This window comes from Buchananella hordeovulneris, assembly GCF_001907235.1.
Classification (GTDB): Bacteria; Actinomycetota; Actinomycetes; order Actinomycetales; family Actinomycetaceae; genus Buchananella; species Buchananella hordeovulneris.
Map to the genome: position 1 here is coordinate 47119 of NZ_MQVS01000007.1, position 12160 is coordinate 59278.

The following is a 12160-nucleotide window of genomic DNA, read 5'->3' on the forward strand; positions in this document are numbered from 1 at the left end:
GAGTTGTCCCCGGCCCCGCCGCGCAGGCGGGGACCGGGTTTACAGGGTGGGGCAGTTGATGAAGTGGGGCCGCGCGTCGCGCATTTTTTCAACCTCGCGGTTGCCGTGGACGGTGCTGGTGGTCGTGTCTTTGGTGGCCGCCTATTTCGCGGTGACACACCGGGGGGTGGCTAACGCGGATGTCGAGTTGAACGATGGCGGCATTTGGGTGACGAACCAGGATCTGCGGATCGTGGGCCGGTTGAACTACCCGGCGCGCCGCATCGACTCGGCGTTACGCACGTCGACCACTGAGTTCGACGTGTCGCAGGCGGGCACGACGGTGCTGCTTAACGACTTGTCGTCGGGCGCGATGTCGCCGATCGACCCGGCGATCGTGAAAACCGGGGTGGCCACGTCCTTGCCGGAGGGAGCTCGGGCCGCCCACGGTGGGCAGCGGGTGGCAATTTTGGACCCGAAGAAGGGCCTGCTGTGGGCCATGTCGGTGGGCGAGCTGGCAGGGTTTGCACCGGAGGAGCCGCAGGCGGTGGCCGCGGAGCTGGCCAATGGCCAGGTGGCGGCGGCCTACGATGGCACGCTGGTGGCGGCCTCGGCGGAAAGTGGCCGGGGGGTCGTCATCGACCCGGCCGGTGCCATTAAGCCGTTCGCGTTGGCGCAACTGCAGGCGGGCACCGAGATCGAGGTCTCGCTGGTGGGCAGCTTGCCGGTGGTGCTCGACAAACAGAACAATCAACTGCACCTGCCGGACCGGGTCATAGACCTGGGGGAGTCGAATACCCGGTTGCAGCTGCCTGGCCCGCAGGCCTCGCACGTGCTGGTGGCCTCCGACGCCAACCTGCTGCGTGTCAACCTGCAGTCGGCGGCGGTGGAGAAGCTGCCTGCGGGCGGGCAGGAGGCGGGGCCGGTCCCCGGGGCGCCGGCGGCGCCGGCGCGCGTGAAGGGGTGTGACTACGCGGCGTGGGCAGGCTCGGGTCGTTTTCTGCGTTTGTGCAACGATGGGGCGCCGCCCGTGGCGTTGCAGGCCGAAAACCTGGACAAGGCCCGCGACCCGCGCTTCCGCATCAACCGGGACCTGATTGTTTTGAACGACACGAAGTCGGGGCCGGTGTGGTTGGCCGACGAGAACATGGTGCTCATAGATGACTGGGTGCAGATTGACCAGGATTTGGAGCAGAACGACGAAGAGCAGCTGTCGCCGCAGCTGACGGACGAGATCGCGGAGAGTAACCGGCAGGCCAATAACACCCCGCCGGACGCCACGGATGACGAGTTTGGGGTGCGGCCGGGCCGGACCGTGTTGCTGCCGGTGCATGCCAACGACTCCGATTCTGACGGCGACCTGCTGACGGCGGTGGCGCAAACACAACCGTCCCTCGGCAAGGTGCGGCAGGTGCGCGGCGGGGCAGCATTGCAGATCGAGGTGGCGGCCGACGCCCGCGGACAGTCGTCCTTCGTCTACGAGGCTTCTGACGGGCGCGGCGGAACGGACACCGCCACGGTGAGGCTGACGGTGCGGGCCGAGGACGAAAACAATGCCCCGGCCCGGTTGCGGCCGTCGCAGACGACGGTGGTGCAGGGGGCCCGCGTGGAGTACAACGTGTTGACGGACTGGTATGACCCAGACGGGGATCCGTTCTACCTGGCGGGTGCCACCAGCCCCGAGTCGATGCAGGTGCAGCACCGGGCCGAAGGCCAGGTGGTGGTACGCGACCTGAACTCCGAGCCGGGGGTGAAGACCTCCCGCATCAGCGTGTCCGATGGCCGCGAGGTGGGGGAAGATGAACTGCGCATTAACGTGCGGGAGCAGGGCAATGCCGCCCCGGTTGCCAACGGCGACTTCTATGTGGCGCGGGTGGGGGAGACGCTGACGGTTTCCCCGTTGGCCAACGACGTCGATCCCAATAACGACCGGCTGCGTTTGGTGAGTCTGTCCACCCCACCGGCCGGTTCGAGCGTCAACCCGAGCATTGAGACGGGCACGTTTGACTTTGTTGCCTCCCGCGTGGGCACCTATTACCTGACTTATACCGTCACCGATGGCCCCGAGACCTCCACGGGTATCGTGCGCATCGACGTGGAGCCGGTGGACGCCAATGCGGCGCCGGTGGCGGAGGACGACTTGATCGTGCTGCCGACCGGGGGTATCGGTCTGGGCGAGGTGCTGGCTAACGACATCGATCCCTCGGGTGGGGTGCTCGTCATCCAGTCAGTGTCGGTCCCGGCCGGCTCACCGCTGATCGTCACCCTGGTGGATCACCACCTGCTGCGGGTCACGGCCCCCAGCGGCCTGGAGGCGCCGGCCTGGTTCTCGTACGTGGTGTCCAACGGGGCGGCCTCGGCCACCGGGCGGGTCACCGTGTTGCCCGGCGGGGACGGCGAGATCGATTTGCCGCCCGTGGCGCAGGAAGATAAGGCCCGCGTGCGGGTGGGTGATGTCGCCTCCATCGCGGTCTTGGACAACGACCTGTCGCCCTCGGGGCTGGCCTTGAGCCTGCTGCCGGAGCTGCAGCACAGCGTGGAGGCTTCCACCGGGTTGGCGTTTGTTACGGGCAACGAGGTGCGGTTCCGGGCCGGGCAGACGCCGGGCACCGTCACCTTGAACTACACGGTGCAGGACACGGCCGGACGGGTGTCGTCGGCCAGCGTCTCCATAGAGATCATCGCCGCGTCGGCCGCCAACTCGGCCCCGACCCCCCAGGACCTGACCGGCTGGGCGGTGGCGGGGGTGCCGGTGCGCATCCCGGTGCCGCTCAGCGGTATCGACTCGGATGGGGATTCGGTCTCGCTGGTGGCTATCGACAAGACCCCGACGCACGGCACCGTCAGTCTGGGGGTGGGCTATATCGAGTACACCCCATTCGAGAGCGCTCGCGGCACCGATACTTTCACCTACGTGGTGGAGGACCGACTCGGCGGGCAGGGCATCGGCCGGGTGCGGGTCGGGGTGGCACCGCGTTCGGAGCGCAACCAGGTGCCGACCGCCGTGGCTGACGTCCTCGTGGTGCGGCCGAGCCGTGAAGTGTCGATGCCGGTTACTGCCAACGATATCGACCCTGACGGGGACCCGATCGCCGTTGTGCGCAACTCGGTGCAGACCCCGGAGGGGCAGATCACCGCGAGCCTGCGCGACAACCGGATCGTCTTCGTGTCCCCGTCGCAGCCGGGAACCTACCGGATCTTGCACCAGATCACCGACAACCGGGGTGGGGTGGCAGACGGCTTGCTGACGGTGCGAGTGGAGCAGGACGCCGAGCTGCGCCCCCCGCAGGCGCGCGACGACATCGTCACCTCCGAGCAGGTGGTCGGGGCCCAAAACAACATCGTGCGGGTGGATGTCCGCGCCAACGACGATGACCCCGACGGCGAGGTGGAAGCCCTCACCGTCTCCAGCGACGAGCCGGGCGTGCGGGTGGAAGATAACCAGCTGCTGGTGGAGGTGAAGGAGCAGCGCCAAGCCCTGGTCTACACCATTACCGACACCGATGGACTGTCCGCCTCGGCGCTCGTCTACGTCCCGGGTCGCATCGAGGAGCGCCCCCGCATTAATCCGGCCCGTATTCCGTTGCGGGTGAAGGCCGGGCAGGAAGTGCAGATAGACCTGCGGGGCTTCGTGATCACCCGCAAGGGCACCACCCCGCGCATCACCGATCCGGCAACCATCTCCACCGCCCCCGGGATCGCCGGTCAGGTGCAGGTGCGCAACGAAAACGTGCTGGTGGCCCAGATAGATCCCGAGTTCTCGGGCCGTACCTCCATTAGCTTTGAGGTGACGGACGGGGCAGCCGGAGAGGACAGATCGGGCCTGACCTCGACCCTCACCGTCCCCATCGATGTGCGGGCGACCCGTAACCTGCCGCCGCTGCTGCGTCCGACGCCGATCACGGTGGGGGCGGGCGAGCCGCCCGTGGAGGTGGACCTGCGGCTCATGGTGGAGGACCCAGATGGGGACGATCCGAGCGCCATGACCTACCGCATGGGCTCCTCCCCGTCGGAAGTCTCGGCGAGCCTGAACGGCTACATGTTGACGGTGTCGGCGGGTACGCAAAGCAATAAGGGACCGGTCGGCAGCATCGAGATCACGGTGGAGGACCCCTCCGGGACCAAATCGACCAGCATTCCCGTGACGATCGCCCCGTCGTCGCGCCCCCTCATCCAGGTGGCGCCCATCGACCTGGGGGGCGTCAACGCGGGAGAACCGGTGACGGTGGACGTGGCGTCCTACGCCACTAACCCGTTCCCCGAGAGCCCCATCGAGGTGGTCGGTTCGTCCGTGGCCGTCTCGGTGGGCAACGGGCAGGTCGATGCCCAAGGCAGCACGATCACTATCCGCCCCGACGAGAGTCAAGTGGGCACCATGCGGGTGCGTTTCTTCGTGGTTGATGCCACCGGTGACCCGTCGCGACGGGTGGAGGGCACCGTGAGCCTGACCGTCCGCTCGGTGCCGGAGGCCCCGCATTCCGTCTTTGCGCGGGCCGAGGGCGCCTCCACCGCGGTGGTGGAGTGGATCGAGGGAGACCCGCACGGGGCCCCCGTCGAGGAGTTCATCATCACCGCCCAGCCGTCCGGCGAGACGTTCCCCTGCCGCGGCACTAAGTGCACGGTGTCCGGGCTCACCAACGGGGTCGAATACACCTTCACGGTGGTGGCCCGCAACGCGGTCGGCCTGTCGCCGTCGTCTGGGCCGTCTAACACGGTGCTGGTTGACGAGCGGCCCGACACCCCGGCCGCGCCCGGCGTCAGCCCGGGGGATGGGCTGGTGCGGGTGTCTTGGCAGCCCCCCGGCAACCGAGGCTCGGCCATCCGGAAGTACGTCGTCGTGCTGCAACCGACCGGCGAGGTGCGCGAGGTCGACGCGGCGACGCTGCAGACCGAGTTCACGGGGCTGACCAATGGCACCGCCTACACCGCCAGCGTGCAGGCAGTTAACGCCGCCAGCGAGCCGTCCCAGTTCTCCGAGCAGTCGGTCCCCGCCATCCCGTTCGGCATGCCCGGCCCGCCCGCGGCAGTGCGGGTGACATCCGGTGAGCAGAACATCGGCGGCGGCACCGTGTCCATGACCATTAGCTGGGATCCCCCGCTCAACGCGAACGGGCGGCCGATCCAGTCCTACCTGGTCCGCTACGGCGCCACAGAGGTGGAGGTGCCTGCCGGCCAGTTGACCCACACGGTCTACGTGCCCTTCGGGCCGGCTTTCTCCGCCGCGGTGGCTGCCCGCAGCGAGGGAGGCACCTCGACCTTCACTCCCTCCGGGCCAGTGACCGCGCTGGGGCCGCCGCCCACGCCGCCCACCGTCGGCTTGACCCCCACCGGTAACGACGGGGAGTTGGCCGTGTCGTTCTCCCGCCCGTCTGTGGGCGGCAACGGCTGGTCGGCGGCCGAGCTGAGCTACGAGATCAGCCCCACTGGCGCGGGGGCGTGGCGCCCGCTGTCCGCCGTCGTCGGCGGCCTGCCCAACGGGGTGCCAGTCAGCTTCCAAGTGCGGGCCGTGGGGCACCGCGACGGCGTCACCTACGTCTCGGCGGCTTCGGCTGCCTCCGGGCAGGCCGTGCCGTATGGACCCGTCTGGCAGCCCACGATCACGGCGCAGAGCGAGGTCGGCAAGGTGGTGTTCGCCATCAACGGTGCCGAGGCGGGCAACGGCCGGAGCGTGGTAGCCATCGAGTGGCGCACCCCGGGCGGGGCCGCCACCCGGGTCGATGGTGCCACCGCCGTGGTGGAGATGCCGGGTGACCCGGCTGCCGAGCGCAGCATTGAGGCCCGGGCCTGCGTCGCTGATGGAGCCTGCGGGGGATGGGTTGGGGCGTCCAGCCAAGTGCGGGTGGAGTTGCAGGTCACCGACGTGGCGGCGGTGGCGTGCCCCGACCCGGGGGCGGCCCAGCCCGCGCTGCCCCCGGCCGACGATGAAGACGACGAGCCCGCCCCACCGTGCAACGTCGTGCAGTTCCAGCTGCGGGGGGTGCCGGCCGGCAAGTCCGGGGTGTGCACCTACACCTCGGATATCGACGGCGCCAGCCGAACCATTACGATGCCAGCCAATGCCGGCGTGCAAACCACCAACTGGCGCACCGCGTTCGATAGCGCCGGGCTCTTCGACTACGCAATTAACGCAGGCAAGTTGTACTGCGATTGGCAATGAGAGGTTTTGATGGAAGTTTCGAGGGATCAGGCCGTGGAGTTTGCGCGCATTTACGCGCGCATGGTCGAGAACGTTGGCCACGCCCTGCTCGGTAAGGCGTCAGTCATTCGGCTGGTGCTTTCCGCCCTGTTCGCCGAAGGGCACGTGCTCCTGGAGGACGCGCCCGGCACCGGGAAGACTGCTTTGGCGCGGGCCGTCTCCCGCACTATCGACTCGACCTCTTCGCGTATCCAGTTCACGCCCGACCTGTTGCCCACCGATATCACGGGCGTGACGATCTACGACCAGAAGAGCCAGGACTGGGAGTTCCACCGCGGCCCCATTTTTGCCTCCATCGTGCTGGCCGACGAGATCAACCGCGCCTCGCCCAAGACCCAGTCGGCGCTGCTGGAAGTCATGGAGGAAGGCAAGGTCACGGTCGACGGGGTGCGGCACGACGCCGGTAAGCCGTTCCTGGTCATCGCCACCCAGAACCCGGTCGAGCAGGCCGGTACCTATCCGTTGCCCGAGGCCCAGCTGGACCGTTTCCTGGTCAAAGCCTCTGTCGGCTACCCGAGCGGAGAGGCGGCCGTGGCAGTGCTCGCGGGGGCAGCCACCCCGGACCGCTCCCTCAATCTGCGACCCGTGATCACGGCCCGCGAGGTGGCCGAGATGATCTGGGTCGCTTCCCACAACCACACCGATCCCGCGATCCTGGCCTACATTCAGGCGCTCGTGGAGGCGACCCGAAACGACCCCCAGACGCTGCTCGGGGTCTCCACCCGGGGGGCGCTCGGCATGGTGCGCATGGCGCGCGTGTGGGCCATCGCCCAGGGACGGAACTACGTGCTGCCCGACGACGTCAAGGCCTTGGCGCCCGTCGTCTGGCCGCACCGCATCATCATGGACCCCGACGCGGCCTTCACCGGTGCCACCTCGACCGCCGTCGTCGAGCGGGCCCTAGCCAACGTGGCTGTGCCGACCGTAGGGGCCTGAACCTCGCCCATGAATCGCATCCCTTACCCTCCGTCGTGGCCGCGGCTGACCGCCGCCGGCTGGGTCTGCGTGGTCCTGCTGGTGGGCGGCGCGCTAGCCAGCTGGGCCTGGACCTGGCGTTCGGGCCTGGCAGTGGCTGCCGTGTGCCTGGTGGCGCTAATGGCGGCTTTGGTCAGCGTCGTGCGCCGCAGCCCGCACAGCGTCCACCTGGAACTAGCCAGCCGCCGGGTCGTGGCGGGCGAAATTGCGCTGGGCAATATCGTCGTGCACAACCCGACCACGCGGCGCGTGACGCACCTGCCGTTGGAGGTGCCGATCAACGGGGTGGCCGAGCGGTTCATCATCGGGGCCCTGCCAGCGGGCAAACAAGCGGAGGAACCCTTCGCGGTGCCGACCACGCGGCGCGGCGTGGTCACGCTGGGCCCTCCCCGCACCGTGCGGCAGGACCCGTTCGGGCTGCTGCGGCAGGAGAAGTCCTGGGGGGAGCAAGTGGAAATCCTCGTGCACCCCGAGACCGCGCGCATTCCCCACGACGCCACCGGTTCGCAACGCGACGTCGAGGGAGTTGTCACCCAGGAACGCACCTCCTCTGACGTGGCCTTCCACGCACTGCGGGATTACGTGCCCGGTGATGATCGGCGCTCGGTGCACTGGCGCTCCACGGCCCGCGTCGGGCACCTGGTGGTGCGCCAGTTTGAGGCCACCAAGCGTTCCCGCCACCTCATCGTCATCGACACGGAGGCCGCGGGCTACCTCAACTACAGCGAAGACATCGCCATCGCCGTCGCCGCGTCCCTGGCGACCCAGGGCTTGTTGCTGTCGCGGGGGGTAGCGGTGGTGGCCAACGGGCTGCGGCTGCCCAGCCACTCGCCGCTGGCTTTGCTAGATGCCTGCGCCCGTCTGGAGCTGGAAGACTCGGGGCAGAGCCTGGCCCATTCCGTGTCGGCGGCGCTCGGGCTCTACCCGTCGATCTCCATGCTGACGGTCATCACGGGGCAAGCCAACTCCGAGCGAGAGATCGCTGGGGCGCTGCGCCTGGCGGGACCGAACGTGCGCAAATTGGGGGTGCGCGTGGCGGGCACTAAGTTGCTGCGCCACACCGTCCTCGGTATCGAAATCTTGTCTGTGGAATCCCTGAAGTCTGCTCAGCGGGCCATCGCGAGGAGCCTCACCTGATGCTGCTGGATCGTCTCATCTTGGGGCTGCTGTTCCTCCCCACCGTGGTGGTGCACGCCGAAGTCTTTGGTACCGGGGTCAGGGCGCTGCTGCCGGCCGGCAGCGGGCTGCTGCTGGGCAGCATCCTGGCGTGGTTGGCGCACCGCTTCAAATTTTCGGCGCTCGGCATCATCGCGGCGACGGGACTGGTTTTCTTCGCCTGCGGGGGAGTGGCCGCCGTGCCGTCTACCACGGTGTTGGGTTTTGTGCCCACTCCCGCCACCTTCGTCACGCTGGCCACCCAGTTGGTGGACGGTTGGATGGATTTGTTGACGTTGACCCCGCCCGCCGGCAATTTCATTGGCCCGGCCGTGGTCCCCTACGTCAGCTCGCTGCTCTTGTCGCTGGCAGCGGGGCTCGTGCTGCCGGTGCGGCACGGACGAGCCTGGGCGGTACTTCCCCTGGCGGCGAACTACGCCGTGGCTATCGCCTTCTCCACCGTCACCACCCGGTTGGGGGCCCCGTGGGCTGCGGCCTGGATGCTTGGGGTACTGGCGTGGTGGGCGATCTCCCACCTGCAGGCTGACCGGAAACTCGGTGCCAGCGCGGCGCAGGCTGCCGAACTGCTGGCCGCCGACCCTTCCCCCCGCCGCAGGCCAGCCTGGCGGTTGCGCACGGTGGTAGCTGCCGCCCTCACCCTGGCCGTGGCCGGGGCCGGTTCGGCTCTCGCCGTCGGCCAGCTGCAGCCCGGTAATTCGCGCGACGTCTTGCGCACCGCCGTCGCCCCACCGCTGGAGCTGCACGAGTACCCGAGCCCGTTGGCGTCTTTCTTTCACTTGAATCGGACGCTGGCCACCTCCGAGATCCTGGTGGTTTCCGGGGTCGCGCCCGGGGAACGTATCCGGTTTGCCACGATGGACAGCTACGACGGCATCATCGCCTCGGTCTCTGACCGGCGCGATATTGGGGAGGGCTTCCGGAAGGTCGGGAGCGAGTTTCCCGCCGCGCAAGTCCCCGAGGGGCACCCGGTGGCCTACCAGGTGCACTTGTCGAACTATCAGCTGCCGTGGCTGCCGACAATCGGGGCGACGAAGTCGGTGGAGTTTGCGGGCGAGGGCGAGACCACCTACGGCCGCTCGCTGTACGCCGACTCGAACCTCTACAGCGCCCTCGTGGCTAGCGGCGGTCTGAACGGAGCGACCTACCGGGCCACCGGGGTGGCCCCCCGCGCGTGGACCGATGCCCAGCTCAAGAGCCTTGACGTCGCCAACGTGTCCCTGCCGCCGTTAACCGGCGTGCCGGTGCTAGTGGCGTCCCTGGCATCCGAGATTTCTTCGTCCGAAGTAACGGCGCTGGGACGGGCGCGGGCCCTGGAGCAGTATCTGCGGGACAAGGGCTTCTATGCTGGCCCCAAGACCGATCCGATTCCGGGCCACAGCGCCGACCGCATTAGCCGCATGCTGAGCGCCGATCAGCTGGTGGGGGACGACGAGCAGTACGCCGTCCTTATGATGCTGCTGGCCCGCTCGGTGGGGCTGCCCGCCCGCGTAGTGATGGGGGCCTACCATTCGGGGTCCGAGCAGCTGGCCCCCGGCCAGCCCTTGGTGTTGCACGGTTCGGACGTACACGTGTGGGTGGAGATCGCCTTTGAGGGCGCCGGTTGGGTCCCCTTCGACCCGACCCCGCCCACCGACCAGCTGCCACGCTCGCAGTCCCAGTCGCCCAAACAGATCGACAAGCCGCAGGTGCTGCAGCCGCCGCCCCCGCCGAAGAGCCTGGTGGAGTTGGCCCCTGAGGCTGCCGATCAGGACACCGACAAGAGCAAACAAGACGAACCAGCGCTGATTGACCGTACTGTTTTGTACGTGGTCGGTGGTTTCGGGCTGCTGCTCCTGCCGCTGGCACTCCTGGCCGCCGCCAAGGCCTGGCGGGCCTGGAATCGGCGGCGCCGCGCCCCGCGCCTCGCCCTGCGCGGATCGTTTGACGAATTTGTTGACCAAATGGTGGAACGGGGGATAGAGATTCCCCTGCGGGCCACCCGGCGGGAGGTCGCCCAAAAGCTGGGCACCAATGAAGTGCGTCACCTTGCCACTTTGGTAGACGAAGGGGACTATGGGCCGACTGTCCCCAACGCTTACGATGTCACTGCCGCCTGGCAAGCTGCGCGAGAGGCCCGTCGGTCGCTCCCAGTGCCTTGGTGGCGAAAAGCCCTCGCCCCGTTGTCCCTGGCGGCCCGCAAGCGGCAACGCTTCTTGCAGCTCGACGGGCGGCGCGACCGTCGGACATAAGGAGGACCAGGCGTGAATGCGACCCCGCATCCGCCCCAGCTAGCTGGCTACGAACCGATCCGCTTCCTCGGAGCGGGTGGCTTCGCCGACGTCTTCCTCTATCGGCAGCCGATTCTCCAGCGGCCTGTCGCCATCAAGATCCCGCGCCGCAGTGCCTCCCAGGAGCTGCGGGATGACTTCGCCATCGAGGCCTCCCTGATGGCGCGGGTGGCCACCCACCCGGCGGTGCCCAGCCTTATCGAGCTGGGGCACCACGCGGACGGGCGGGCCTACATCGCCATGGAGTACTGCCCGGTGGCAGACCTCGGCAACCGGGTGCGGAGCGAGCCGCTGTCGCTGGCCGAGACCTTGCACTACATAATTCATGTGGGCGGCGCCGTCGAAATGCTGCATCGCATGGGCATCGTGCACCGCGATATCAAGCCCGGCAATATCCTGCTGACCACCTACGGCACGCCCGTGCTCACTGACTTCGGAATCGCCACGCACCAGGGCACCACCGCGCAAGGGCGCGCCCGTGAGGGGTTCTCCGCCCCCTGGGCCGCTCCCGAGCAGCACGTGGCTGGGGCGCTCGCCCAGCCCGCCGCAGACATCTACTCCCTGTGCGCCACGGCCTGGAGCTTCCTGACCGGTCGCAGTCCGTACGAGGTGCCCGGCGGCGACAACACGCCGCTGGCGTTGGCGCAACGGGTGCAAAAGGGCGTATTGCCGCCCCTGCCGCTGCCGGGCGCCCCGGCTTCCCTGCACGCGGTGTTGCGCAAGGGTCTGGCTAAGCGCCCCGAAGATCGCTTCAGCACCGTCATGGAGCTGGCCAAGGCCCTGCAAGCCATCCAGACAGAGATCGGGCAGCCGCACACCCCGATCACGGTGCTCACCGATGTTGACGCCCATGAGTCCTTGGCCATGGACGACGCCGAGGCGGGGGTCACCGTCGTGCGGCGGCCGCGGGTGCTCGGCAGTGAGGTGCCCGGGTTTGCGGACTTCGTGGCGCCGCCGCCCAGCCCGGCCCGCTCCGAGACCGAAAATCGCACCGTGGTGGCCCGACGCCCGGCTCTTGGGGCGCAACCTGGCCAGAGTGTGCGCGCGGGTAATCCGAACGTGCCCGCCTGGTCCGGGATCGGCGGGCCCCAGCCCGCGCGCTCCTCCGTCTCCCCCCCGACCCCGCCCGCCCGGCCGGCCAGCAAGTGGGCGATCGGCGCGGGAGTGGCGCTGGTGCTGGTGGGGGTGATTGCCCTCATCGCTTCCCTGCGTGGGCAGCCGGGCACGATCGCCGAGCTGCCGACCCAGGCCCCCACGCAGGCGCAAGATCCGGTGCCGCTGCATCTGCCGCCAGTAACTGGGCTGCAGGTGGTTATCGCCGATGGACAGGTGGAGGCGACGTGGGACTACCACGTGGCTGAACCGCACACTTTCCTGTACGAGGCTGAGGGGGAGGGCCTGCCTTCGGTGGCCGAAGAAACCAGCGACAAGCGAGTTACCTTCGCCGCCCCGCCCGGCCAGATTTGTGTGGTCGTGACGGCCCGTGCGAGCGACGGGCGCAGCTCCGAAAGCCGCAAGGCGTGCGTGACTAATTAGCTGGCTGCGCCCACCGCTCCGCGGTGGGCGC

5 protein-coding genes are annotated in these 12160 nt (G+C 68.6%); all 5 read left to right on the forward strand.

What is annotated here, in order from left to right; translation table 11 throughout:
* The first annotated feature begins 58 nt into the window (after window positions 1-58).
* The 5 genes from BSZ40_RS07430 to BSZ40_RS07450 are packed head-to-tail and all read left to right on the forward strand — an operon-like array spanning window position 59 to window position 12129.
* Entirely contained in the window at window positions 59-6136 is a 6078-nt protein-coding gene (locus BSZ40_RS07430) for an Ig-like domain-containing protein (protein WP_073824768.1), read from the forward strand.
* Between the two features lie 9 nt (window positions 6137-6145).
* A complete protein-coding gene (locus BSZ40_RS07435; RefSeq protein WP_073824771.1) occupies window positions 6146-7111 on the forward strand; it encodes an AAA family ATPase in 966 nt (321 codons plus the stop codon).
* Window positions 7112-7120: 9 nt separating this feature from the next.
* A complete protein-coding gene (locus BSZ40_RS07440; RefSeq protein ID WP_073824774.1) occupies window positions 7121-8287 on the forward strand; it encodes a DUF58 domain-containing protein in 1167 nt (388 codons plus the stop codon).
* Entirely contained in the window at window positions 8287-10554 is a 2268-nt protein-coding gene (locus tag BSZ40_RS07445) for a transglutaminase-like domain-containing protein (protein WP_073824777.1), read from the forward strand. Before BSZ40_RS07440 ends, BSZ40_RS07445 begins: the two co-directional genes overlap by 1 nt.
* 12 nt (window positions 10555-10566) lie before the next feature.
* A complete protein-coding gene (locus tag BSZ40_RS07450) occupies window positions 10567-12129 on the forward strand; it encodes a serine/threonine-protein kinase (protein ID WP_073824779.1) in 1563 nt (520 codons plus the stop codon).
* The last annotated feature ends 31 nt before the right edge of the window (window positions 12130-12160 follow it).